Here is a 24,930-nt window from a genome sequence, read left to right on the forward strand (position 1 = left end):
CGCGCAGCGGCTCGAACTTCTGGTTGAGCCACCGGAACCACTATCGGACAAGGATCGCGGTTAAGAACTGCACAATTTTGACACCGGGGTGCGCCGCATTGCGCGGCTTAGTTAACGATTGCCCCTGCAAGTCGCGGCAGTCTGCCGGTAATTTGCCGGTTTTACCCGGAGTCTTACGGACCATCGATCAGGTTGCGGGTTAGCAACCTGTTCAGGCCGCAGAACTATCGTTTCCACAACGCATCCCGCATCCGGCAAACCATCTCATGACACGATCGCGATCCGCGACATACGTCGCCTTGACCATCGCATTGCTGGCAGCGGCGACGCTTCCAGCGAAAGGCGACGAGGTCGGCGTCAGCGACGATGCGATCCTGTTCGGCCAGGCCGCCGCGCTCGAGGGTCCCTCCTCCGCACTCGGACAGCAGATGCGGCAGGGCATCGTCGCGGCGTTCACCGAGATCAACGCCAAAGGCGGCGTTCACGGCCGCAAGCTCCAGCTGATCAGCCGCGACGACGGCTACGACCCCGACCGCTCGGTGGCGCAGACGCTGCGCCTGATCGAGGAGGACAAGGTGTTCGCGCTGATCGGCGCGGTGGGCACGCCGACCGCGATGGCGACAATACCGATCACCAGCGCCAGGAACGTGCCCTTCATCGGCCCGTTCACCGGCGCCGAATTCCTGCGCGACCTCGAGCTTGCCAACGTCGTCAACATCCGCGCGAGCTATGGCGCCGAGGCCGAAGCGTGGATCAAGCATCTCACCGAGGATCGCAAGTTCACCCGCATCGGCATCTTCTACCAGGACGACTCGTTCGGCCGCGACGGTCTTGCCGGGGTGAAGCGCGCGCTCGCCAAGCGCGGCCTCGAGCTCGCCGCCGAGGGCACCTTCGAACGCAACACCCGCGCGGTCCGCCCGGCCTGGCGGGTGATCAAGAGAGCCGAGCCCGAAGCCATCGTCATGGTCGGGACCTACGGTCCCTGCGCGGAATTCATCAAGCTCGCGCATCGCAGCGGCTTCAATCCGACCTTCGTCAACATCTCCTTCGTCGGTGCCAATGCGCTCGCCAGGGAGCTCGGCCCCGAGGGCGAAGGCGTCATCGTCTCGCAGGTCGTGCCGTTTCCCTGGGATCGCTCCCTGCGGCTCGTCGCCGACTACCAGGCGGCGCAGAAGGCGTTCGACCCGGCGCTGACACCGGACTTCGTGTCGCTCGAAGGCTATCTCTCCGGCCGCCTCGCGGCGGCGGCGCTGGAACAGGCCGGACCGAAGCCGACGCGCGCGAGCCTGTTGCGCGCGATCAACGATGTCGGCCGCTTCGACATCAGCGGCACCATCGTCACCGTCGGCATGCGCATGATCGACACGCCGCCGAAGGTGTTTCTGACCGTGATCCAGAAGGACGGAACGTTCAAGGCGGTGGACAGGCTTTAGGGCCGCCGCGTCCAGCGGTCCGCGTTGACGGCGCCCTGTGGCACCTCGCCTCTGACGATCGCTTCGACCTGACGCACCGTTTCCAGCGACTGGTATTCGATCGCCTGCGGCGTCAGGCCGCCGACATGCGGCGTGGCGATGACGTTCGGCAATTTCGCCAGCTCGGGCGTCGGCATCTGGTCGGGTGCGCGGCCGACGTCCATCGCGGCACCCGCAATCCGGTTCTCCAATAGCGCCCGCGCGAGCGCCGCTTCGTCGATGAGATTGCCACGCGAGAGATTGACGAAGACGGCATGATTCTGCATGCGCGCCAGCGCCGCCTCGCCGATCAGGTTCTCGGTTGCTTCATTGGCGATCGCAAGGCAGACGACGTAGTCCGACGCGGCGAGGAGCTCGTCGAGAGAGACATGCCGGATCGCAGCGTCGCTGACGGTCGCGAAGGGATCGGCGACCAGCACCTCCATGCGCAGCACTTTTGCGATTTCGGCAAGATAGCGCCCGATGCTGCCATAGCCGATGATGCCGATCCGGCTGCCGGCGAGCTGGCGGCCCATCCGCGCCTCGGGCTTGCGGCCGGCCTGGTAGGCTGCCGTCGTTCGCGACACGCCGCGGGAGAGATCGACCATGAAGCCGAGCGCGAGCTCGGCCACCGCCTGCACGAAGCCGGGGCCGGCGCGGGTCACGAGCACGCCGGCCTGCGAGGCGGCCTCGACATCGACGTTGCGGATGTCGACGGCACAGCGGACGAAGGCGCGCAGATGCGGCAGCTGCGCAAAGATCTCGCCGCTGCCCTCGGTCATGCGGTCGGCGACGATGATGTCGACGTCTCTCGCCGCGCGCACGAGGCCGGCGACGTCGAGCGTTTCATCGCTCTCGTGCAGGATCACCTCGGCGGTGGCGCGCAGACCGTTCAGGCTGCGGTCGCCGTAATAGTTGCGCCGCATCTCCGGCGTGTGCGCGAGCAGGACTTTCACGACAGACTCCTCAATATCCGAACGCCCGCGGCAGCGCGGTCGAGAGCCACGGCACGAAGGCGATGACGAGCAGGCAGAGGAAGAGGAGGCCGAGATAACCCATGATCGGCTTCACCGTCTGCTCGATCGGCACGTTGCCGATCAAGCAGGCGCCGTAGAGCCCAAGCCCGAGCGGCGGGGCGAACAGGCCGATGCCCATCGCGATCACCAGCACCACGCCGAAATGCAGGGGATCGACGCCGAGCTGCACGGCGACCGGCAGCAGCAGCGGCCCGAAGATGATGAGCGCGGCCGCGCCTTCGAGCACGGAGCCCATCACGATCAGCACCGCAATCGCCAGCAGGATGAACAACCAGACGCCGGAGGTCTTGGACAGTCCGAGCATGAAATCGCCGACCGCATGCGGCACCTGCTGCAAGGTCAGCGTGAAGGCGAGCGACTGCGCGGCGGCGACGATGAACAGCACGAGGCCCGCGCGCGTCGCCGCCTGGACAAAACTGTGCGCGGCCGATCTGAAGCCGAGCTCGCGGAACACCACGCTGCCGACGACGAGCGCATAAGCCACCGCGAACGCCGATATTTCCGTGGCGGTGGCAAAGCCGCTCTTGAAGCCGAAGAAGATCATGAAGATCAGGCCGAACGAGGCGATCGCGCCGCTCCACAGGCCCGACACCGGCATCTGCGGTTCGACCTCTTCGGCCTGCGCCGGCCGCTTGCCGAAGATGATGGAGACCGCGATCAGGACCAGCGCCATCAGCGCCGACGGCAGGAGGCCGGCGACGAACAGCCCGCCGATCGACAGGTTCGCGACGAAGCCGAGGATGATCAGATTGATGCAGGGCGGAATGGTCTCGGCCATCACCGCGGACGCCGCCAGCAGCGCCACCGCTCCGCCCGGGTTCTGCTTCGAGCGGCGCGCCGCCGGGATCAGCACGGAACCGACGGCGGCAACATCCGCCATCTTCGAGCCGGAGATGCCGGAGAACAGCACCATGGAGGCGACCATCACGACGTTCAGGCCTCCGCGCATCCGGCCCACCGCGCGCTGCAACAGCTCGATCAGCCGCACCGACATGCCGTTGGCTTCCATGAGGTAGCCGACCAGGATGAAGAAGGGAATCGCGAGCAGCACGAAATTGTCGATGCCGCGCGCCATCTGCTGGGCGAAGATGACGCCGGGCAGCGCGCCTTCGACCCAGATGAAGATCAGCGCGGCGAGCGCCAGCGCAAAACCGATCGGCAATCCGCCGAACAGGGTTGCGAAGAAGCCGATCAGCATCAGCGTACCCGCCGACGGCACCGAGGACGGCGACAGATAATCCCAGGCGAGATAGAGGCCGGTCACGACGATGATCGCAACGAGGCCCCTGACGATATCGGGCAACGGCCTTGCGCAGAGATGGTCGATCGCGAACACCGTCATGAACAGCGCGCCGACGCCCATCGGGTAGAAGGTCAGCTCCAGCGGCAGGCCGGAACCGGTGGTCTGGCCCGATGTCAGCGAGCCGAGCTTGATGGCGTTGTAGGCGACATAGCCGGAGATCAGCACGATCAGCAGTGCGCTCGCGGCATCGACCAGCGTGCGCAGCCGCGCCGGCAGCAGGTCGCGGAAGAAGGACACGCCGACATTCTCGCCGCGCGCGAGCGCGCTCGCCGCGCCGAAGAAGGCCGAGCCGACCATCAGTCCGCGCGCGACGTCGTCCGACCATTCGACCGGCGCATTGAAGAAGAAGCGCAGCAGCACGGACGCGCAGACCACCAGCAGGTCGGCGGCCAGCAGGATGGCCGCGACCGCATCGCTGAGGCGAAGCAGCAGGGCGATGCTCCCGTGGCGGCCGCCCGAGAGCGACATGGCGCCTGTCATCGCCATCAGGCTTGCGTCGCGCGGATGATGTCGATGACGGCCCTGGACTCCGGCCGCGCCTTGATGAAGTTCTCGGTCTGCGGCGCCACGCGCGTGCGGAAGGCCTCGCGGTCGCATTCAGCCAACGTGACGCCCTTCTCGGTCAAGGCCGCCAGCGCCTCCTTCTCGACCGCAAGCCCATGAGCGCGCGTGTCGGACGCGGCTTTCTTCGCGGCATCGAGGAAGCCCTCGCGCAGCTTCGGGTCCATGCGGTTGTAGGTCATGTCGCTGAAGTAGATCGCGAGCGGCGAGAAATTGTGCTGCGTCAGCCCATAGAACTTCGACGTTTCGAAGAACTTGCTGGCCAGGATCGTCGGCGGATCGTGCTCAAGCCCGTCCAGCACGCCGGCCTGCAACGCCGTGTAGATCTCGCCGAACGCCAGCGGCGTCGCCGCGGCGCCCATCAGGCGCAGGCATTCCGTGATGACAGGATTTGGCAGCGTCCTGATCTTCAGGCCGGCGAGATCCTCCGGCGTCTTGACCGGCTTCTTCGCCAGCACGCTGCGGGAGCCGAAATTATAGGCCCAGGCGATGATGCGGATGTTGCCGCCCTTGAGCAGGGCGTCCTCGATCGGCTTGGCGGCGCCGGCGTCGAACGCCTTGGTCTGCTGCGGGAAGCTCGAGAACAGGAAGCCGAGATCGAAGGTGCCGACCAGCGGCACGAGGTTCGCCGAGATCGACGAGCCCGACACCATGAGATCGATGACGCCGAGCTTCACCGAATTGATGACGTCGATCTCCTGGCCGAGCTGGTTATCGGGAAAGAATGCGACCTCGATCTGCTCGCCAAGCCCGTTCGCCTTCAGGTTCTTGACCAGATTGTCGCAGTAGACGCGGCCGTTGGCGTATTTGGGATCGTTCGGCAGCGAGGAGGAGCATTTCAGCTTCAACGTTGCGGCTTCGGCGCGGCCGATGATGGCGGGGGAGAGCACGAGACCGGCGGTGACCGCCGCCGATGACTTGATGAACGCGCGACGGTTCACGGGCACGATGGTCATGGTGCGGTCTCTCCCCGACTGTTCTTGTTGGTGGCCGCGATCGTCGCGTGCGGCCTGTTGCGCGAACTGTATGGCCAAAGCGACAGGGCAGGCAAGGGTTGCAGCCAGCCGCCGCCGAGCGGCGCCCTGCGAATGACGACGGCACGAAAGCGGCGCGAAACAACCGTGTTTTTCCGCGATTCTCGCTCAGGACCGGCCGCGCCGTCCGATGTTCGAGTCCGCTTTGGCGCGACGCTCCCGATCGATCCAATTGGAGCATGGATCAATGCGCAATTCACATGGATGACACCACAACGATGCTAGGCTGGCTCCGGCGGGCGCCATTCGCAGCGTGATCCAGCGCACAGACAGACGCGTGGCGACAACCTAGAAAAAGTGACATCATCGCGCGCATTGCCGATGGAGGTGACAACCATGCGCCGTCCAGTCCTTTGCAATTTGTTCCTTGCATCCGGTCTTCTTGCGCTCACGCAATTGATGACACCGACGGATGCCGCCGCCGAAGCCCGTCTCGCGCTCGTGATCGGTCAATCCGCCTATCGCACGGTGCCGGAACTGCCCAACGCCGCCAACGACGCCAAGGGCATGACCGAGTTGCTCGGCAGCGCAGGCTTCACCGTCACCACGGCAGCCAATCTGGCGCAGAACGAGATGCGCCAGGCGATCTCGGATTTCGCCGGCAAGGTCAGCGCCAGCGGCGCCGACACCGTTGCGCTGGTGTTCTATGCCGGCCACGGCCTGCAGATCGACGGCGAGAACTATCTGGTGCCGGTCGATCTCGACCCGAAGCGCGAGGCCGACATTCCGCTCCAGGGCGTACGGCTGAACGATTTGCTCAATACGCTCGGCGCGCTACCGACGCGGGCGCGCATCTTCATGCTCGATGCCTGCCGCAACAATCCGTTCCCGGCGCTCAGCGGCGCCGGCCACGGCCTTGCGATCGTCGACACCAAGGCCGGTGCGCCCGGCTCGTTCATCTCCTATTCGACCTCGCCCGGCGCGGAGGCCGAGGACGGCTCGGGCATCGACAGTCCCTACACCACGGCAGCACTCACCGTCGCCAAGCAACCGAACCTGCCGATCGAGGAGGTGTTCAAGCGCATCCGCGTCGCCGTGGCGCAATCGACCGATGGACGGCAGATCCCCTGGGAAAGCTCGTCGCTGACGACCGACTTCAGGTTCTTTGGCGAGACCGGCAGCCAGCAGCCGTCCCTTCCGGGCGCAGGCTCAATGGCGCTCGCCAGCGGCACGCGCAGCGTCGAGGACTGGCGCAGGGACTTGCAAGGCAAGCCGGCCATGGTTGCCTATGAACTCGTGATCACCGACGACACCGTGCCGGCGTATCAGGCCTATATCGAATTGTACGCCCAGGACACCCGCACGCCGCGCCTGCGCGCGGTGCTGGAACGGCGACGGCAGATGCTGGCCTGGGAGCGCGCGACCGCGATCAACACCCGCGCCTCGTTCGAAGCCTATCTGGCGAACTGGGACAACAGCGATCTGGCCGCGACCGCGCGCCGGCTGCTGCTCCGCGTCCAGAACCGCAACTACGCACTGCCTGTCGCCGCTGCGGCCACTCCCGCCCCGGTCGCGGTCGCGATGGCACCGACCTGCCCGTGCTCGACGCCGTCGCCGCCGGCAACGCCGGTCAACCCGGCGGTTGCGCCCATCATCAAGAAGCGCGTCGACGACACGCCGCCGAAGCGCAAGGTCGTCGAGACGCCGCCCAAGCGCCGGCCTGCGCCTCCGCCGGAGGAAGTGGTCTACGAGCGCGCGCCGCCCCCCGGTCCGCCGCCCGGCGCCGTGATGCAGGGTATCGGCATCGGGATCGGACTCGGCATGGGAATGGGCGGCCGCGGCGGCGGAGACAATTATCGCGGCGACTACCGCAGATACTGAGGCGGTCCGAAAACGAACGAGGCAGGCTTACGACTACGCGAGCGCCGGATAGTCGCGCTGCATGGCCTCGCGAACCCAACTGGCCTGGATTGCGCGCGACAATATCTGGGCGGTCTTGACGTCGTCGGCCTTCATGCAGAGATCGACGATCCGGCGGACAGCGTCGTCGCGCATCAGATCGTCGGAGATCTTCATCGCGATCTCCATCGCGGCGCGTGCCGCGCGTTCATAGCGCTCGGCACCTTGTACGGAATCTCCGACGGTTTCGGCGCTCGCCCTCGCGGCCTGGCAGATCTTGCGTATCCGGTCGGCTGCCTCGATGTCGCCGATCGGGCCCTGGATCGGCTCATCCCATATGTCTGCGGGACGCCGCCTTGCAAACCACTTCATCTTTCCGCCACCCCGTGATCTCCCAGTCACGCCTCGTCCGGTTTCGGCAGCGCCCAGCATAGTGGGCCCGGTCAGAATCGGCGAGGCGGTTTTTTCCGCCCGTTTGGCTTGCCGCGTGCTCAGGACATGCGGCGCGGCCCGATCGCTTCGAACTGCGCCTTCTGCTCGTCATTCAGCGTGGCGTAGAAATCATCGAGCGCCGCGCGCACCGATTTGACGCCCTCCAGCATCACGTCGAGGCGCTGGCGGATCGCGGCCATGCGTGCCGGCGGTGTCATCACGTCATTGGGCTGGCAGGCCGCCTTGAGCGATGCGCCGACGTTGGCGCTGGTATCCTGGAGCACCTGGAGCGCCGCGCGCTGGGTGTCGTTGGGACGAAGCCTCTCCTCGATCGTGGCGCCGGGCCAATCGAACGCGGCGGGCGTGCTGCAACTCTGGACCACCGATCCATCGACATTGTTCGAGGCCGTCGCGCGACGCTGATTTTCGGCCAGCGCGTTGAAGCGCGCCTTCTGCTCGTCGGTCAGCGAACCGTAGAACCTGTCGAGCGCGGGCTGGACGAGATCGACCGCCTTCTCCATCGCCTCGACCCGCTGCTGCATCGCCGCGAGCCGGCCGGGCGCCGTCGCCGCAACCTGGGTCGGACAGGACGTTCGGATCAGCTCGGCCGCGTCGATCGAGGCATTGCCGAGAGCATCGAGGTTGGCGCCTTGCGCATCCGTGGGCTGCACTGCGGCCGCGATCTGATCGATCGGCAGACCGACGATGGCGCGGCGATCGCTGCCGCAGAGCTGATCGAGCGTAGCACCGCGCGCGTGCCGTCGTCCTTGTGGACGTTGCGGCAGATACATCGCGAGGCGATCATAGCCGTAGGGACCGAACATGCCGGCATAGATGTCCGGATAGCCGTAGCCCCAGAAGCCGACACCGTCGCCCCAGATCGTGTAGTCGTAGAGATCGTTGTAGGCGAACGGCCAGAACAGTGGTCCGACCCAGCCATAGCCGCCACCCGCATGCTGCCACCAGCCGCTGCTCGTGCCGTGCCAGCCGGCGAGCGCGGCCGCGGCCGCGAGCTGCGCCCGTGCGGCCGGATTGCTGATCAACCGGCCGTTGCGGAATGCGCTGGCGTTCAGCGCATTGCGGAAGTTCGCAGGCCGTATCGCCGCATTGCGGATCTGACCGAAGTTTTGGCCGCCACGCCGGGCCCCGGTTGCAAACCGCATCCCGCCATGATGCCCGCCACCGTGAGCGTGCTTGAAGCCATGACCACCATGATGACCACCACCATGGTGACCACCGCCATGATGACCGCCGCCATGGTGACCGCCGCCATGGTGACCGCCACCGTGATGGCCACCGCCATGCCCGCCGCCGTGGCCGCCGCCATGTCCGCCCTTCGCCAGAGCCGCACCCGCCAGCACGCAAGCAAGCGCCACCACTGCAATTCCAACGACTGGTCGCAACATCGTATCCTCCCGAAGAGCCGCGCCATTGAGGCATCGGAACTTGGCGGGAATTGGAACCGGCTGGACTGCTGAAAGTTCCCGACGCAGGCCGCGGCCTACGCCTCCGGCACGATCTTGCCGGGATTGAAGATGTTGAGCGGATCGAGCGCCTGCTTCAGCGCCCGCATCGCGTCGAGCGCCTCGGGACCGAGCTCGGCCTTGAGGTATTTCTGCTTGCCCTGGCCGATGCCGTGCTCGCCGGTGCAGGTGCCGTCCATCGCCTGCGCACGCTCGACCAGGCGATGCATGAACTCCTCGCCGCGCGCCATCTCGCCGGCGTCATTGGTGTCGCAGACCAGCGAGCAATGGAAATTGCCGTCACCGACATGGCCGACGATCGGCGACAGCAGGTTGAGGCGCTTGAGATCTTCCTCGGTCTCGCTGACGCAATCGGCGAGCCGCGAGATCGGCACGCAGACGTCGGTCGCGACCACGCCGATGCTGTCGCCGGGCCGCAGCGCCTTCACCGACCAATAGGCGTCGTGACGTGCCTGCCACAGCTTCGTGCGATCCTCCGGCTTGGTGGTCCAGGAGAAATCGCCGCCGCCGCACTCTTTGGCGATCTCGCCGAATGCCTTCGACTGCTCGGCGACCTCGACCTCGCTGCCGTGGAATTCCATCAGCAGCAGCGGCGTCTCCGGCAGCGTCAGCTTGGAATAGGCGTTGCAGGCCTGCACCTGCGCGGCATTGAGCAGCTCGATGCGCGCCACGGGAATGCCGGTCTGGATCGCCAGGATCACCGCCTGACACGCCCCGTGCACGGTCTCGAACGACACGGCGCCGGCCGCGATCGTTTCCGGGATGCCGCGCAGGCGGATGGTCAGCTCCGAGATGATGCCGAGCGTGCCTTCGGCGCCGACGAACAGATGCGTCAGATCATAGCCCGCCGAGGATTTCTTCGCGCGCGTGCCGGTCGTGATGATCTCGCCGTCGCCGCGCACGACCTTCAGCGCCAGCACGCTCTCGCGCATCGTGCCATAGCGCACCGCATTGGTGCCGGACGCGCGCGTCGAGGCCATGCCGCCGAGCGAAGCATCCGCGCCGGGATCGATCGGGAAGAACAGGCCCTGGTCGCGCAGATGCTCGTTGAGCGCCTTGCGGGTGACGCCGGGCTGGATCACGCAGTCGAGGTCCTCGGCATGAACCGCGAGCACCTTGTTCATGTCGCGCAGGTCGATCGAGATGCCGCCGGCGGGCGCATTGACCTGGCCCTCGAGCGAAGTGCCCGTGCCGAACGGGATGACCGGCACGCGATGTCTGGCGCAGATCCGCACCACGTCCTGGATGTCGGCGGTCTCCTGCGCCATCACCACGCCGTCCGGCGGCTGGTTGACGATCCATGTGGTGGTATGGCCGTGCTGCTCGCGGACGGCCTGCGAGGTGATGAGGCGGTTGCCGAAGCGTGCGGCGAGCTGGTGCAGCGCGCTCGCGAGGGCTTCCGGCTCCGGCCGCGGCGGATTATTGGTAATGGTCGTACCCACGGACATTCCTCCCGACAGAAGAACCGTGGCAAAGGACATATAACCGGTCAAGTCAAGGGACCGGACGCATAGCCAGGGAATGAGACATGCCGGAGACTGCCGCTTCAGCGCCCAACGCCGAGCCGTTCCGCGCCTCGATCATGCAGATCGAGCCGCAATGGATCGACTATAACGGCCACCTCAACATGGCCTATTACAACGTGATGTTCGACCGGGCGATCGACCAGATGTGGCTCCAGCTCGGGATGGGGCCGGCCTACATGAAGGAGCGCGGCGGCTCGAGCTTCACCGCCGAATGCCATGTGCGCTATTTGCGCGAGATCCATCTCGGCGATCCCGTGCAGATCTTCGTCTGGCTGCTGGAGGCGGACGACAAGCGGATACACACGTTCGAGGAGATGCGGCACGCCACCGAGGGCTGGCTGTCCGCCACTTCCGAGAACATGTCGCTGCACATGGACATGAAAGCGCGGCGCGTTGCGCCGTTTCCGCCCGACATCCAGCAGCGCATCGCTGCGGTCACGGAGGCCCACAGCGCCGTGCCGCGCCCCGAGGGCATCGGCCGGAGCGTGGCGATGCCCTCGAGGCGTTAAGTTCGGCGCGATCGTGTATGGCGTTTTGGCGGTCGCCCTATATCCTGTTGCGGCCGCGCGCCAGACCGACCACGGCCGAGACCAGGAACAGGACGACCGCGATGAAGAAGATGATCTTGGCGATTTCGATCGAAGCGCCGGCGATGCCGCCGAAGCCCAGGATACCGGCGATCAGTGCGATAACCAGAAACGTCACAACCCAGCCAAGCATGGTCAAACCCTCGTCTTGATGTCTGTCTGCGTCTAGCGCGACTGGCCGCGCCACCTGCCCAGACAATCTCGACGCGAGAACGATGGTTCCGGCAGGCATAGGGTGGAAATTCGCAGCCTTCGCAGGAACAAATCGGCCCGCCGCGTACGTGGAAAACCCTTGCCGGCGCCCCATATAGGCACCATTCCCTGTTATGAAGGCTCCCTTCCGCCACCCCGCGGTGCCATCGTGGGGCCAATGATTCGCATGACCGAGCCGAGCAAGATCACCTCCCAGAGCGTCCCCGACCACCAGCCCGCGGCCGGCGGCATCGCCGCGCGTGCCCGCGCCTCGGTGGGACCGAAATATCTGTCCGGGCTCAATCCCGAGCAGCGCGAGGCGGTGGAGACGCTGGACGGCCCGGTCCTGGTGCTGGCCGGCGCCGGCACCGGCAAGACACGCGTGCTCACCACGCGCATCGCCCACATCCTGAGCCAGGGCCGCGCGCGCCCGGCCGAGATCCTGTCGGTGACCTTCACCAACAAGGCCGCGCGCGAGATGAAGCACCGGCTCGGCCAGATGCTCGGCCACGCGGTGGAGGGCATGCCGTGGCTCGGCACCTTCCACTCCATCGGCGGGCGCATCCTGCGCTTCCATGCCGAGCTGGCGCAGCTCAAGTCGAATTTCACCGTGCTCGACGTCGACGACCAGGTGCGGCTGCTCAAGCAGCTGCTCCAGGCCGAGAGCATCGACGACAAGCGCTGGCCGGCACGCATGCTGGCCGGGCTGATCGACGGCTGGAAGAACCGCGGGCTGATGCCATCGCAGGTGCCGTCAGGCGAGGCTGCGATGTTCGCCAACGGCAAGGGCGGCAAGCTCTATGCGAGCTACCAGGAGCGGCTGAAAATCCTGAACGCCGCCGATTTCGGCGATCTGCTGCTGGAGAACATCCGCATCTTCCGCGAGCACCCGGACATCCTGCGGCAGTACCAGCAGCGTTTCAAATTCATCCTGGTCGACGAGTATCAGGACACCAACGTCGCGCAATATCTGTGGCTGCGGCTGCTGTCGCAGGCGCCGGCGAAGCCAGCCGCACAAGCCGTCATTCCGGGGCGGCTCGAAGAGCCGAACCCGGAATCTGGAGATGAGTCCACGGATCGAGATTCCGGGTTCGATGCTGCGCATCGCCCCGGAATGACGGAGCGCGCGGCGATTGCGGCCGCTCCCGCAGGCCCCACCAAAAACATCTGCTGCGTCGGCGACGACGACCAGTCGATCTATGGCTGGCGCGGCGCAGAGGTCGACAACATCCTGCGCTTCGAGCACGATTTTCCCGGCGCCAAGGTGATCCGCCTCGAGCGCAACTACCGTTCGACCGGCCACATCCTCGCCGCCGCCTCGCATCTGATCGCGCACAACGAAGGCCGGCTCGGCAAGACGCTGCGCACCGAGGACCATGACGGCGAAAAGGTCACGGTGACGGGCTCGTGGGATTCCGAGGAGGAGGCCCGCGGCATCGGCGAGGAGATCGAGCAGCTCCAGCGCCAGGGCGAGAAGCTCAACGAGATCGCGATCCTGGTGCGCGCCTCCTACCAGATGCGCGAATTCGAAGACCGCTTCGTCACGCTCGGCCTGCCCTATCGCGTGATCGGCGGCCCACGCTTCTACGAGCGCGCCGAAATCCGCGACGCGCTCGCGTATTTGCGCGTCATCAATTCACCGGCCGACGATCTCGCCTTCGAGCGCATCGTCAACACGCCGAAGCGCGGGCTTGGCGACGCCACCGTGCAGATGCTGCATGACCACGCCCGCAAGCGCCGCATCCCCTTGTTCGAGGCGGCGCGCGCCGTGGTCGAGACCGACGAGCTGAAGCCGAAGGCGCGCGGCAGCTTGCGCGATCTCATCACCCAGTTCGACCGCTGGCGCGCCCAGCGCGAGGTCACCGCGCATACGGATCTCGCCCAGATCGTGCTCGACGAGAGCGGCTATACCGAGATGTGGCAGAAGGACCGCTCGGCGGACGCCGCGGGCCGGCTGGAGAACCTGAAAGAACTGGTGCGCTCGATGGAGGAGTTCGAGAACCTGCAAGGGTTCCTCGAGCACATCTCGCTGGTGATGGACCGCGAGGGCGGCGCCGAGGACGATGCGGTCTCGCTGATGACGCTGCATTCGGCCAAGGGCCTCGAGTTCGACAACGTGTTCCTGCCCGGCTGGGAGGAAGGCCTGTTCCCGAGCCAGCGCACGCTGGACGAACAGGGCCGCGCCGGCCTGGAGGAAGAGCGGCGGCTCGGCCATGTCGGCCTGACCCGGGCGCGGCGCCGCGCCAAGATCTATTTTGCGACCAACCGCCGGATCCATGGCACCTGGTCGACCACGATCCCGTCGCGCTTCCTCGACGAATTGCCCGCGGCCAATGTCGAGATCACGGAATCCAAGGGCGGCTCGGCCTGGGGCGGCACCGGCGGCTACGGCGCCTCGCGCTTCGACGACATGGAGGCGTTCGGCTCCAGCTATTCGACGCCGGGCTGGCAGCGGGCCCAGGCAAACCGCAACCGCGGCGGGGGCCGCGGCGGCGGCGGCCGGGGCGGCTTCGAGGAAGAGGCATCGACGTTCTCGTCCGCGTCGTCCTCACCCGATTTCGGCAGCTTCTCCTCGCGCCGCCGCGGGCCCCTGACGATCGAGGGCGAGCTGGTCGCCAAATCCACCGGCACGACCTCGGAATTCTCGCTCTCGGACCGCGTGTTCCACCAGAAATTCGGCTACGGCCACGTCACCAAGATCGACGGCAACAAGCTCACCATCGCCTTCGACAAGGCCGGCGAGAAGAAGGTCGTGGACAGTTTCGTGCAGCGGGCGTGAGGCCGATATGCCTCAGTACGTTGCCATCATCGAAGACTCAGGCCCTGACGACGCCGTCAGCTTGTGGTTTCCGGACCTGCCCGGCTGCATTTCCGGCGGCGACGACGTCGACGAGGCGCTGGAGAATGCGCCCGAGGCGCTCGCTCTCTATGCGCAGGACCTGATCGAGGATGGTCGGCAGCTTCCCCCGCCGAGGACACTGGACCAGCTCAAGGCAGATCCGGAATTTGCCGACGACCTGGCGAAACACACGGTCGCCCTGATCGAATGGCCGCCCCTCACTGAGGCCACGGAGTGAGGATTGTTCGCCGCACTGCCGCAACTCTCGACGGTTCTGGTCCGAACAGCCCTTGACCATACCGAACTTCCCCGTATCAGATGCAGCCATGGTCCGGGGCTCCATCACACTGATCGTGCTTGCATTGGTCATGCCGTCGCTTGCGGCGGCGGAGACCATGAGCTTTGGCGATTCGATCGGGATGCTGGCCAAAAGCTGCGGTGCGGAAATCGTCGCCAATTGCCGCGGCGTCAACCCGGACTCGACCCGGCTGAAGGAGTGCCTGTCGCGCAACCGCGACGTGCTGTCGCAACAATGCCAGGGTGACTACCTCCGCACCTTCGACGCCATCCAGAAGCGCGTCGCCGCGCGCGTCACGGTGGCGAACGCCTGCCAGCGCGAGATCGTCAAGGTCTGCGGCGGCTCGACCAAGGAGACCAGCAAGTCGATCCCCTGCCTGGTCTCGACGCCCAAGGGCATCAGCAACAACTGCCTGAAGGCCGTCGACGAGGCGGGATACCGGTGATGCGCGCGAAGGGGCTCTCCACCGCCGGAATCGGCATCGCGCTGGGTTTCGCCCTGCTCGCGACCGCCGCACGCGCGCAGACGGCACCGACCCGCGACGACATCGTCGGCAAGCTCAACCATTTCGAGGAAGCCGCCGAGGTCGACCTTCCCGCGCTGAAGCAGCAGGTGATGGAGCGCGCCAAGGCCAGGATCAAGAACGATCCGGGTCCGGTGAACCGGCCGCTGATCGCGCCTGATCTGGCCAAGCTGCCCGCCTTCAATGCCCAGATCCAGTTCGATGCCGACACGCCGATCATCCAGCCGGACTCCTACCAGACCGTCGGCCGCATCGCGGACGCGCTGGTTCATTCTTCGCTGCTGCCCTACACCTTCCTGATCGTCGGCCATGTCGAATCCAACTCGAAGACGCGCGAGGCCAACGCGATCCTCAGCCAGCGCCGGGCCGACGCCATCCGCGACGTCCTGGTCAACACGTTCAAGATCTCGACCAAGCGGCTGCACCCGATCGGCCTCGGCGAGGAGCAGTTCCTCGACCGGGCCAAGCCGACCTCGGCCGTCAACGGTCAGTTGCAGATCCTGACCTATGCCAAGCTGCCGGAGGAGCCGGCGCATCCGGCTGCGGCACCTGCGCCTGCGGCGAAAAAGCCCGCCAAGAAGCGCTGAGGATGCGCGCCGCGGCGCCCGACGGAACCCCTTGAAGTCCTGACCATTTGTGACCTGTCTCACAGCGCGACAGCATGGTTTCGCGCGACAATGGAGCCTGTTTGTGCACCGCCCGGTCCGGTGCTATAGGCTTTTTTCGTCCTTCCCGACCCCGTGCTGCATGAGACCAAGATGGGTGGCTATTTTCAACGCCAACTTGCCGTTTATGTCGAGTACCATCGTGATCCTCGGAATACGGCGATGCATGTGGTCGGCATTCTCCTGCTGTTCACCGGCGCCGTGCTGCCGCTGACCCTGGTGAAGGTGCCGCTGTTCGGAATGGAGCTCAGCCTGGCGGTCATCCTGGCCTTGCCGGTTCTGGTCTATTGGCTGCTGCTCGACGTGGCGCTCGGGGTCGGTATTCTGGTCGTCTCCATCGTGCTGTTTTCGATCGCAACGAGCGTTGCGGCCCAAGTCAGCATCGTGGCGATGTGGGCGATCTTCGCCACGCTGGTCGTGCTCGGCTTCGCCGCGCAGACCATCGGCCACAAGGTTTTTGAGGGGCGCGAGGCCTCGTTGTTCACCTTTCCCTCGCATCTTTTGCTTGGACCGATGTTCGTGATGGCAAAATTATTCATCGCGCTGGGTTTTCGTCGCGACCTTGCCGCGATTCTGGCGCCTCTTCCGACCAATTCCCTTTCAACCCGATAGCTCCAGAAGCGAAACAGTAAACCTTCTTCATGGCTCTCGTACTGGTTACCGGTGGCAGTGGTTTCATCGGACATCATCTCGTAGATGCGCTCCGCGCCCGAGGGCAGCGGGTACGCGTTCTCGATGTGCGTCCGCCAGCCGCGGCGAACGCGGACGTTGAACATGTGCACGGTTCAGTGCTCGACGGCGCCGCGGTCGATGCCGCGCTCGCCGGCGTCGAGCAGGTCTATCACCTCGCCGGCCTGCCCGGCATGTGGGTCGCCAACAAACAGGACTTTCACGACGTCAATTGCCGCGGCACCGAAGTCATGCTCGCGGCAGCGATGAAGCGCGGCGTGTCGCGCTTCCTGCATTGCTCGACGGAATCGATCCTGTTTCCCTATACCGACCTCAACGGTGTTGCCGCCGAAGAGGCGCTCCAGCCGGCCGATGCGATGCCCGGCGCCTATACGCGGTCGAAGTCGCTCGCCGAGCATCATGCTGCCAAGGCCGCGGCCGATGGCTTTCCGCTCGTGATCGGCACGCCGACCATGCCGATCGGAGCTGCCGACCACAATCTGACGCCGCCGACGGCGATGCTGTGGTACTTCCTCCAGAAGAAGGTGCAGCCGCATCTCAACTTCCTGGTCAATCTCGTCGATGTCCGCGATGTCGCGATGGGCCTCGTGCTGACCATGGAGCGCGGCCGCATCGGCCAGCGCTACATCCTCGGCGGCGACTGCGTCCCGCTCGGCAATATCCTGCGGATGATGTCCGCGATGAGCGGGCGCCGGCAGTTTCCGGTCGTCGTGCCCGGCAGGATCGCCGAGCTTTCGGGCATCATGCTCGAATACATCTCCGATCGCATCACGCGCCGGCCGCCTAACGGCACCGCCGAGGGCGTGCGCATCGCGCTCGCCGCGAGCGACCTCTCGATCGGCAAGGCGCGGACCGAGCTCGGCTACTCGCCGCGCCCGATCGAGCCGGTGCTGCGCGAAACCATCACCCATCTGCTTGCCCGCAACGGCCAGCGGCCTTCCGGCGCCATCGAGCATCACGCGCTTTCCTCGCGCGCGGGCTGAAGCCGCCGCCCAACCCAAAGAACCTTCATGTCCTTCGATTTCAGCAAGCTTCTCTCTGTCGCCTGGGGTGGTTGGACCACGACCTGGCCGACGCAACTGCTCGCCCTGATCTGGCTCGCCTGGCTCGCAAGCTGGGTCGGCGCCTCGTTCTGGCAGGGCCGCACCCAGAAGCAGGTGTTGACGCTGGAGTCCGGCCGCTATCGCATCCCGATCCTGGTGGGCGGCATCCTGTTCACGCCGTGGACCGCGGAAGTGCTGAACGAGAAGCCGCTGTGGGTCTTCAGCAATGCCGGTGTCTACATCACGGCCCTGATCGTGCTCGCCGGCATCTCCTTCACCTGGTGGGGACGGCTGCATCTCGGAAAGTTCTGGTCCAACACCATCACCCACAAGGAAGACCATCGCGTCATCGACACCGGCCCGTACGGCATCGTGCGCCATCCGATCTACACCGGCCTGATCGCCGGCATGCTCGCGACCGGCATTGCCGTCGGCACGGTCACCGCGATCCTCGGCGCCGTCCTGATCTCGCTCGGCATGTGGCAGAAGGGCCGGATGGAAGAGGTGTTCCTGTCCAAGGAGCTCGGCGAGGACGCCTACGGCGCCTATTGCCGTCGCGTCCCGATGATCATCCCGTTCCTGTCGCCGCGGTGAGGCGCGCTCTCGCGTCCGGACGCGCGGCTTGTAGCCCGCATGAGCGAAGCGATATGCGGGACCAGTCGCCCCGGATATCGCTTCGCTCATGCGGGCTACGGGAATCATTACCAGGAACCGCCCCTCCGCTCGCCCGTTACCCCTCGACCTGCATCGACCGCAGAGCATCGAGCCATGTCGGACGCCTACGACTATTTTCGCGCGCATGCGATCGCCGCCGTCCGCAAGGCGCGGGCGCTGCGGCCCGGACGATCGAAGCAGAAGCAACGCACCGTGGCGCGGGTCTATCATCTCCTGTCCAAGGAGGCTGCGCTCGCACCGAACATCCATCATCTCGATGATTTTCGCGTAGCCCGGCGGCTGGAGCGGCAGATCGGCCGGTGATGTCCCGGGTAAGGCCCGTCGGCGCTCGTCCCATGCAAATTCGGTCGGCTGCCATTCCACGGGAATAGGCCCCGGCGGCGTGCCGCACAGGTTGACGTCTGCCCCGTCAGCCAGTTGGATGCGCGCGCAAACAGGGGCTTCTCATGACCTTTTCCAGCATCTTCGCGCAGTTCGTCGCATTCCTTGGTGGCGTCGCGCTGCAATGGCGGAAGCTGTCCGGCACCGAGCCCGCGCCGGCCTGGGGAGAGAAGCCGGCCATTCCCGAAGCCAAGCCGCAAGGCGCCATCCCGACCTTGAAGATGCCGACCGCGCGCGGCTGGAGCGAGGGGCAGAAGCCGACGGTCGCGCCCGGGCTCAAGGTCAACGCGTTTGCGACCGGCCTCGACCATCCGCGCTGGATCGAGGTGCTGCCCAACGGCGACGTGCTGATCGCTGAAGCGACGCAGATCGCCGGTCCGCCGCGCAGCGTGTTTCACTATGCGATGCAGGCGACGATGCGGCGCGCCGCGGCCCTCGGCGTTTCCGCCAACCGCATCACGCTGCTGCGCGACAAGGACGGCGACGGCCTCGCCGAATATCGCGGCGCGTTCATGGAGAACCTCAGCCAGCCCTTCGGCATGGCGCTGGTCGGCGACACCTTCTATGTCGGCAACACCGATGGCGTGATGGCCTTTCCCTATGTCGCGAACGCAGATCGCATCACCGCGCCGGGCAAGCGGCTCACGACGTTCAAGCCGAGCGGCCACTGGACACGGAGTCTTCTGGCAAGCCCCGACGGCAAAAAGCTCTATGCCGGCGTCGGCTCGCTCAGCAACATCGCCGAGACGGGCATGGAGGTCGAGGAAGGCCGCGCCGCGGTCTACGAGCTCGACCTCGTCGCCGGCACGCATCGCATCTTCGGCGCCGGCCTGCGCAATCCCGTGGGACTCGCGTGGGAGCCGACGACCGGCGTGCTCTGGACCGTCGTCAACGAGCGCGACGGTCTCGGCGACGAAACGCCGCCGGACTATCTGACCTCGGTGCGCGACGGCGGCTTCTACGGCTGGCCCTATTGCTATTGGGGCAAGACCGTGGACGACCGCGTGCCGCAGGACCCGGCGATGGTCGCCAAGGCGCTTCAACCGGATTACGCGCTCGGCGGCCACACCGCCTCGCTCGGCCTGTGCTGGATGCCCGCGGGCACGCTGCCCGGCTTCCCCGACGGCATGGTGATCGGCCAGCACGGCTCATGGAATCGCAGCAAGCTCTCCGGCTACAAACTGGTGTTCATCCCGTTCGAGAACGGAAAGCCCTCCGGCCCCGGTCGCGACATCCTGTCGGGCTTCCTGTCCCCGGACGAGAAAGAATCCTACGGCCGCCCGGTCGGCGTCACGATCGGCCCCGACAAGAAGTCGCTGCTGATGGCCGACGACGTCGGCAACGTGATCTGGCGCGTGACGGGCGCGTAACCCCGACACAGCTGTGTTCCCTCCCCGCCTGAGGCAGGGCTATCGCATATGGCATTTTGCGTGACCTGAGCGCGCGCCTCGTCCTTCGAGACGACCGCTTCGCGGTCTCCTCAGGATGAGGCTAAGCGGCATCGGCGCTCGTCGAAACTGCTGCCACGCACTCGGTCCTCATCCTGAGGGCCCGCCAACGGCGGGCGTCTCGAAGGACGGCCACAAAGAAATTGGCAGCATATGCGATAGCCCTCCCCACAAGGGGGGAGGGAACGGAGAGAGCACTGCCGTTGGTCGAGCTTGACTAGACCTCAACTCATCATCCTCTAAAACTCACGTCCCGACGCAGAGCGTGGCGCGCTGCTTGCGCAGCAGCGCGATCACGGAGAGCGCCGTGATCAGCCCGGTCTTGGGATTCTCGGACGGGATGTTCTCGATGGACATCGAGAAGCGCGCCGAATCCGCCTCGACCTCGATGCGGTGAACGTTGCGCGTCACCGTCGGGTCGGCCCAGATCTGCACTTGGGTTCGGTCGGGCCCGACGCCCGCGAGCGACAGCGCAACCGCGACGTTGAGATTGGCCGGGAAGCCCTTTGCGGCCTCGCGCGCGGTGCCTTCGAACAGCTTGAGCGGCTCGCGCAGATTGTCGATGTCGATGTTGTTCTCGACGATGAACGGCGCACCCTTCAAACCGTCGATCGGCTTGCGCGTCACCATCTTCACGGAATGGATGGTACCGACCGCGGCGGCGTTGACGGCGTCGAGCCCGATCAGCGCGCCGGTCGGCACGATGATGCGGCCGCCATTGGCGCGGGCGAGATCGACGAGATCGAAATTGTCGAGCAGCCCGCCGACGCTGACGACGACCGCGGACTTGCCGCGCCTCACCGCGGGTTCGACGATCTCGCGCAGGTGCTGACTTGGGGCGCATTCGACCACGATGTCGGCGACGTCGCCGAGCTGGTCGATCGGCACGATTGTCGGCGAACGACGCAGGCCATCGACGAGCGCTTGGTGCTTCGCGGGATCGCGCACCGCGATGGCCGACAGCGTCAGGCCTTCGATGCCCTGATCGAGCGCGGTCGCGATTTTGGTGCCGATCGATCCCAGCCCGGCAATGCCCACCCGCAACTCGCTCACAGCTTTCCGCTCGGTCATGACATCCCACCTCCTCGCCAAGCCAACGTCATAACCCCTCAGGCATCCCGCGCATAGCTGCGCAGGCGCGCCTCCAGCAGCGCCAGCATTGCGTCGCGGGCCGGATCGCGCGAGCCGCGCAGCCATGCGGCCGCGAGCGGCAGCCGGCCGACCGGACCATTCCGCTTCGGCCGGAGCGGCACGAAGCGTACGCCGGTGACCGCCATGCGCGCGGTCCAGCGCGGCACGATCGCGACCCCGAGCTTGGTTGCGACCAGATTGATGATGGTCTGTTTCTCGTCGGCGACCTGCACGATGCGCGGCGTCAATCCTGCCTGCTCGAACAGTTTGACCGTGAGGTCGTGGCTGTGCGGCCGCGAGCGGCGGTCCGGCACCAGCATCGCCTCCTCGGCGATATCGGCCAGCGTGATTGATTTGCGCCCGGCCATCGCGTGCCGCTGCGGGAACGCCACGATGGCGGTCTCCTGGAGCAGATCGCGGAATTCGAGCCGCTTGTCGGCGCGGCCGGGCGGACGGACGAAGGCGAGATCGAGCGCCCCGGTCAGGATCTTCGGCAGCAGACGGACCGTCTTGTCCTCGAGAAGCTGCACCGCGATGTCAGGGTGCTTGTCGCGGAAATCGCGCAGCAGCGGCGGCAGCAAGCCGGCCGCCGCGCTGTCGATGGCGCCGATCCGCAGGCGGCGCGGGGCGCCCGCGCGCGAGCGGTTGCGCAAGTTACTCTCAACCGCCTCGACCCGGGCAAGGATGGCGCGGGCATCGCGCAGCAGCGTCGTTCCGTCCTCGGTAAGCGACACGGCACGCGTCGTCCGCGCGAACAGCCGCGTTCCCAGGTCCTCCTCCAGCAGCCTGATCTGACGGCCGAGCGCTGAGGGCAGCATCTGGAGCTGCTGCGCCGCGCGGCCGAAATGCAACTGCTCGGCCGCCGCCACGAAGCATCGGAGTTGCTGCAATTCCATTCCGGACCTCTCGTCTCGCCATGCGAGGATTATATCATTTTTTTGTATAAACCAGCGTCAATTGAGTCTGCTGCTCGCCCCGTTTAGCTTCGCCGCCGACGCAGACCGTCAGATATGCTGGCGCGATCTCTCAAACGGAGCCCTCCCATGCGCACCCATTCGATCGCAGCAATCCCCGCCGACGGCATCGGCCCCGAGGTCATCTCGGCCGGCGTCCGCGTGCTGGAGGCGCTGGCAAAGCGCAGCGGCGACCTCGCCTTCAACGTCAGGACCTTTGACTGGGGCTCGGATTACTACAAGAAGCACGGCGTGATGATGCCGGCCGACGGCCTTACCGAGTTGAAGAAGTTCGACGCGATCTATTTCGGCGCGGTCGGGGCGCCCGACGTGCCCGACCACATCACGCTTTGGGGCCTGCGCTTGCCGATCTGCCAGGGCTTTGACCAATACGCCAATGTGCGGCCGACAAAGATCCTGCCGGGCGTCGCCTCGCCGCTGCGCAATGTCGGCGTCGGCCATCTCGACTGGGTGATCGTGCGCGAGAATTCGGAAGGCGAATATGCCGGCATGGGCGGCCGCGCGCACAAGGGCTTGCCGGAAGAGGTCGGGACGGAAGTCGCGGTGTTCACCCGCGTCGGCGTCACGCGGATCATGCGCTATGCGTTCCAGCTCGCACAGTCGCGCCCGCGCAAGCTGCTCACCGTCGTGACCAAATCGAATGCGCAGCGCCATGGCATGGTGATGTGGGACGAGATCGCGGCGGAGGTCGCTACCGAATTCCCCGATGTCAGCTGGGACAAGATGCTGGTCGATGCCATGACCGTGCGCATGACGCTGCATCCGAAGAGCCTCGACACCATCGTTGCGACCAACCTCCACGCCGACATCCTCTCCGATCTCGCCGGTGCGCTTGCGGGGAGCCTCGGCGTGGCGCCGACCGGCAACATCGATCCGCAGCGCCGCTTTCCCTCGATGTTCGAGCCGATCCACGGCTCGGCCTTCGACATCACCGGCAAGGGCATCGCCAATCCGGTTGCGACCTTCTGGACCGGCGCGCAGATGCTCGAGCATCTCGGCGAGAAGGACGCCGCTGCCCGGCTGATGGCAGCCGTCGAGCGCGTCTGTGCAGCCGGCGTGCTGACACCCGATGTCGGCGGCAAGGCGACGACGAAGGAAGTGACGGACGCGGTGATCGACGCGATCCACGGCTCGAACGCATAGCATTGTGGCTCAGGACGCCTGAGGGGCCTTGTGGTCCATGAACTCAACATCAATGCGGATTCAGTGGACCGGCCGCGACGTCACTGCACGCCATAGCGCGCGAAGGCGTCGCCGACCTTGACGTCGATGAGCCGTGCGGCCGAGACGTCGCGATCGCCGCCGGCCTTGTCACCCTGCCTGAGTCTGGCCAGCCCGCGCCCATGGAGCGCGCTTGCCTGATTTGGCGCCAGGCGCAACGCCGAATTGTAGTCGTCGATGGCCGCGGCGAACTGGCCCATCTTCAGATGGATCAGCGCACGGGAATCGTATGTCGCGGCATCGTTTGATCCCGTCTGGATCGCCCTGTCGCAGTCGTCGAGCCCGGCCTGGAGATCACCGATGATCGCTCGGGTCCAGCACCGCCCGCTCCTTGCCAATCTCGAATCCGGATCGAGGCGGATGGCCTCGTCGAAGTCCCGCACGGCCCGATCATACTGGTTCAATTTAAGATGGGCCTCGGCGCGGTTGGCGAAGGCGCCGCCATAACCGGGGTTGAGCCGGATTGCCTCATCGAAAGCCTTGATGGCGTCGCCATACGCGCCCTTCCTCAAATAGGCCACGCCGCGGTTGTTCACCGGCTTGACGTAGCCAGACGCGAGTTCGATCGCCCGATCGAAATCGCTGATCGCACGGTCGTACTCCGCTGTCGCGGTATAGGCGTTGCCACGATTGTTGTAGGCCACGGCCAGCGCGGTCGCCTTGACGTCACCCGAATTGATGAGCGCCGTACAACCGGCGATCCGGGCTTGCGCCGGGATGCGGTCCGCACCGTTGCACTGCTCAACGGTCTTGAGCCGACTGCTCTTCTGCGGCTGCTGCGCGGCCGCCGGCGACCCGAGCAACAGCAGGGCGAGAATGGGCGCGACGCTGCCGATGATGGCGGCCCTCATAATCATCTTCGTGTCTCATCCCGAAGATCGCTTCAGCATCCTCGGCAGATGTTCAGTCTGGGACCGCTTTCCCGTTCGGGCTGCCGCGGCGTGGCCGCGGCGCGCTTCTTGAGCAATTTGCCCTTGCCCTCTTCGATGAGAGTCGAAAACTTGACCGCGCCATCATCTGAAATTTCGATGTGCGGCGTGGTGCCCCGGATTCCCATCGTTGCAACGGGCGTATCGACCTTCATATCGCCGGTCTTCGCGACCTGGCCGGCAACGAATGTGGCCGTCCCTCTGGTCAGATTGAAGAACGTGGCGTTGGACTTGCCGTCAGGCTCGTACACGTACTCGTCCAAAGTCATGCGCGCGTTGCTCGACAGATTGAACGACGAGCCATCGTTGAAATTGATGCTGACGCGGCTGTCCGTCTCGGTTCGCACCACGTCGCGCAGATACACGACGTCGCCCACCTTGGTTTGAGCGGCCTGATCGGGAAGGTTCGCCTGGACGACGACCGCACCAGCGTGCTCGATCGTGACCGACCCCGTGACGGCCACGACCTTTCCGATGGGCTTTGGCGCAACATCCCGAAGGACGGGCCTTAACGGATCGACTTGAGCCTGCGCCGGCGCAGCAAGTCCATTCGCGATGACCCAAGCAAAACCGGCCACCAAGGTTGTAATCGTGTGCCTCCACATGACCCGCCCTTTCCGAGAAGATCCTGTTCGCGTGCCCGCTTGCCGGGCTCTGCAAGTCCCGG

25 protein-coding genes are annotated in these 24,930 nt (G+C 65.9%); 14 read left to right on the forward strand and 11 right to left on the reverse strand.

Annotation, left to right across the window (positions count from 1 at the left end):
* Positions 1-266 precede the first annotated feature (266 nt).
* The gene (locus tag GPL20_RS20105; RefSeq protein WP_157331233.1) at positions 267-1,433 is read left to right on the forward strand and encodes an ABC transporter substrate-binding protein; all 1,167 of its coding nucleotides are present in this window, start codon (positions 267-269) and stop codon (positions 1,431-1,433) included.
* Here the strand turns inward: GPL20_RS20105 and GPL20_RS20110 are convergent.
* Genes GPL20_RS20110 through GPL20_RS20120 form a run of 3 tightly spaced genes read right to left on the reverse strand, consistent with a single transcriptional unit; the run spans position 1,430 to position 5,308 of the window.
* Positions 1,430-2,407: a hydroxyacid dehydrogenase gene (locus GPL20_RS20110; RefSeq protein WP_254126134.1), complete on the reverse strand. Its 978-nt coding sequence runs from the start codon at positions 2,405-2,407 to the stop codon at positions 1,430-1,432. The genes GPL20_RS20105 and GPL20_RS20110 overlap by 4 nt on opposite strands.
* Before the next feature lie 10 nt (positions 2,408-2,417).
* On the reverse strand, positions 2,418-4,271 hold the full coding sequence (locus GPL20_RS20115) for a TRAP transporter large permease (RefSeq protein ID WP_167533121.1): 1,854 nt from the start codon (positions 4,269-4,271) through the stop codon (positions 2,418-2,420).
* Between the two features lie 5 nt (positions 4,272-4,276).
* Entirely contained in the window at positions 4,277-5,308 is a 1,032-nt protein-coding gene (locus GPL20_RS20120; protein ID WP_157331235.1) for a TRAP transporter substrate-binding protein, read from the reverse strand.
* A 414-nt stretch (positions 5,309-5,722) separates the two neighbouring features.
* Between GPL20_RS20120 and GPL20_RS20125 the strand changes: the two genes are divergently transcribed.
* Positions 5,723-7,207, forward strand: a complete 1,485-nt coding sequence (locus GPL20_RS20125; RefSeq protein ID WP_157331236.1) for a caspase family protein — start codon at positions 5,723-5,725, stop codon at positions 7,205-7,207.
* Positions 7,208-7,240: 33 nt separating this feature from the next.
* Here the strand turns inward: GPL20_RS20125 and GPL20_RS20130 are convergent, their stop codons facing one another.
* Together GPL20_RS20130 and GPL20_RS20135 are read right to left on the reverse strand one after the other, a co-directional pair.
* Entirely contained in the window at positions 7,241-7,597 is a 357-nt protein-coding gene (locus GPL20_RS20130) for a hypothetical protein (protein ID WP_157331237.1), read from the reverse strand.
* A 119-nt stretch (positions 7,598-7,716) separates the two neighbouring features.
* Positions 7,717-8,820 carry a Spy/CpxP family protein refolding chaperone gene (locus GPL20_RS20135; RefSeq protein ID WP_246250757.1) on the reverse strand — a complete coding sequence of 368 codons (1,104 nt, stop codon included), beginning with the start codon at positions 8,818-8,820 and terminating at the stop codon, positions 7,717-7,719.
* A gap of 6 nt (positions 8,821-8,826) precedes the next feature.
* Between GPL20_RS20135 and GPL20_RS39595 the strand changes: the two genes are divergently transcribed.
* Complete coding sequence (locus GPL20_RS39595) at positions 8,827-9,135, forward strand: hypothetical protein (protein ID WP_246250759.1); 309 nt, start codon at positions 8,827-8,829, stop codon at positions 9,133-9,135.
* A gap of 23 nt (positions 9,136-9,158) precedes the next feature.
* Here GPL20_RS39595 and GPL20_RS20140 read toward each other — a convergent pair whose 3' ends face one another.
* Positions 9,159-10,583: an FAD-binding oxidoreductase gene (locus GPL20_RS20140; RefSeq protein WP_254126136.1), complete on the reverse strand. Its 1,425-nt coding sequence runs from the start codon at positions 10,581-10,583 to the stop codon at positions 9,159-9,161.
* Between the two features lie 86 nt (positions 10,584-10,669).
* On the opposite strand from GPL20_RS20140, the gene GPL20_RS20145 reads away from it, so the two are divergent.
* Positions 10,670-11,176: a thioesterase family protein gene (locus GPL20_RS20145; protein WP_157331240.1), complete on the forward strand. Its 507-nt coding sequence runs from the start codon at positions 10,670-10,672 to the stop codon at positions 11,174-11,176.
* 37 nt (positions 11,177-11,213) lie between these two features.
* Here GPL20_RS20145 and GPL20_RS20150 read toward each other — a convergent pair whose 3' ends face one another.
* A complete protein-coding gene (locus GPL20_RS20150; protein ID WP_008556598.1) occupies positions 11,214-11,387 on the reverse strand; it encodes a DUF1328 domain-containing protein in 174 nt (57 codons plus the stop codon).
* Between the two features lie 237 nt (positions 11,388-11,624).
* On the opposite strand from GPL20_RS20150, the gene GPL20_RS20155 reads away from it, so the two are divergent.
* The 9 genes from GPL20_RS20155 to GPL20_RS20195 all read left to right on the forward strand — a co-directional run bounded on the left by GPL20_RS20155 (position 11,625) and on the right by GPL20_RS20195 (position 19,930).
* Positions 11,625-14,225 carry an ATP-dependent helicase gene (locus GPL20_RS20155; protein WP_157331241.1) on the forward strand — a complete coding sequence of 867 codons (2,601 nt, stop codon included), beginning with the start codon at positions 11,625-11,627 and terminating at the stop codon, positions 14,223-14,225.
* Positions 14,226-14,232: 7 nt separating this feature from the next.
* The gene (locus GPL20_RS20160) at positions 14,233-14,523 is read left to right on the forward strand and encodes a type II toxin-antitoxin system HicB family antitoxin (RefSeq protein WP_157331242.1); all 291 of its coding nucleotides are present in this window, start codon (positions 14,233-14,235) and stop codon (positions 14,521-14,523) included.
* 88 nt (positions 14,524-14,611) lie between these two features.
* Positions 14,612-15,028: a hypothetical protein gene (locus tag GPL20_RS20165; protein WP_157331243.1), complete on the forward strand. Its 417-nt coding sequence runs from the start codon at positions 14,612-14,614 to the stop codon at positions 15,026-15,028.
* Positions 15,028-15,693 carry an OmpA family protein gene (locus GPL20_RS20170; protein ID WP_157331244.1) on the forward strand — a complete coding sequence of 222 codons (666 nt, stop codon included), beginning with the start codon at positions 15,028-15,030 and terminating at the stop codon, positions 15,691-15,693. Before GPL20_RS20165 ends, GPL20_RS20170 begins: the two co-directional genes overlap by 1 nt.
* A 171-nt stretch (positions 15,694-15,864) precedes the next feature.
* On the forward strand, positions 15,865-16,383 hold the full coding sequence (locus GPL20_RS20175) for an Mpo1 family 2-hydroxy fatty acid dioxygenase (RefSeq protein WP_157331245.1): 519 nt from the start codon (positions 15,865-15,867) through the stop codon (positions 16,381-16,383).
* Between the two features lie 29 nt (positions 16,384-16,412).
* Positions 16,413-17,444: an NAD-dependent epimerase/dehydratase family protein gene (locus tag GPL20_RS20180; RefSeq protein ID WP_157331246.1), complete on the forward strand. Its 1,032-nt coding sequence runs from the start codon at positions 16,413-16,415 to the stop codon at positions 17,442-17,444.
* A gap of 27 nt (positions 17,445-17,471) precedes the next feature.
* The gene (locus GPL20_RS20185) at positions 17,472-18,098 is read left to right on the forward strand and encodes a methyltransferase family protein (RefSeq protein ID WP_157331247.1); all 627 of its coding nucleotides are present in this window, start codon (positions 17,472-17,474) and stop codon (positions 18,096-18,098) included.
* A gap of 174 nt (positions 18,099-18,272) precedes the next feature.
* Positions 18,273-18,482 carry a hypothetical protein gene (locus tag GPL20_RS20190; RefSeq protein ID WP_157331248.1) on the forward strand — a complete coding sequence of 70 codons (210 nt, stop codon included), beginning with the start codon at positions 18,273-18,275 and terminating at the stop codon, positions 18,480-18,482.
* A gap of 143 nt (positions 18,483-18,625) precedes the next feature.
* Positions 18,626-19,930: a PQQ-dependent sugar dehydrogenase gene (locus tag GPL20_RS20195; RefSeq protein WP_157331249.1), complete on the forward strand. Its 1,305-nt coding sequence runs from the start codon at positions 18,626-18,628 to the stop codon at positions 19,928-19,930.
* Between the two features lie 324 nt (positions 19,931-20,254).
* On the opposite strand, the gene GPL20_RS20200 is transcribed toward GPL20_RS20195, so the two are convergent.
* Both GPL20_RS20200 and GPL20_RS20205 read right to left on the reverse strand, forming a co-directional pair.
* Complete coding sequence (locus GPL20_RS20200) at positions 20,255-21,079, reverse strand: aspartate dehydrogenase (protein ID WP_167533117.1); 825 nt, start codon at positions 21,077-21,079, stop codon at positions 20,255-20,257.
* Positions 21,080-21,117: 38 nt separating this feature from the next.
* Positions 21,118-22,035: a LysR family transcriptional regulator gene (locus tag GPL20_RS20205; protein WP_157331251.1), complete on the reverse strand. Its 918-nt coding sequence runs from the start codon at positions 22,033-22,035 to the stop codon at positions 21,118-21,120.
* A 147-nt stretch (positions 22,036-22,182) separates the two neighbouring features.
* On the opposite strand from GPL20_RS20205, the gene GPL20_RS20210 reads away from it, so the two are divergent.
* Positions 22,183-23,256, forward strand: a complete 1,074-nt coding sequence (locus tag GPL20_RS20210; protein WP_157331252.1) for a tartrate dehydrogenase — start codon at positions 22,183-22,185, stop codon at positions 23,254-23,256.
* Positions 23,257-23,336: 80 nt separating this feature from the next.
* Here GPL20_RS20210 and GPL20_RS20215 read toward each other — a convergent pair whose 3' ends face one another.
* Both GPL20_RS20215 and GPL20_RS20220 read right to left on the reverse strand, forming a co-directional pair.
* Entirely contained in the window at positions 23,337-24,191 is an 855-nt protein-coding gene (locus GPL20_RS20215) for a tetratricopeptide repeat protein (RefSeq protein WP_157331253.1), read from the reverse strand.
* 26 nt (positions 24,192-24,217) lie between these two features.
* A complete protein-coding gene (locus GPL20_RS20220) occupies positions 24,218-24,841 on the reverse strand; it encodes a FecR family protein (RefSeq protein WP_309143240.1) in 624 nt (207 codons plus the stop codon).
* Between the last annotated feature and the right edge of the window lie 89 nt (positions 24,842-24,930).

The organism is Bradyrhizobium cajani (genome assembly GCF_009759665.1).
GTDB classification, from domain to species: Bacteria; Pseudomonadota; Alphaproteobacteria; order Rhizobiales; family Xanthobacteraceae; genus Bradyrhizobium; species Bradyrhizobium cajani.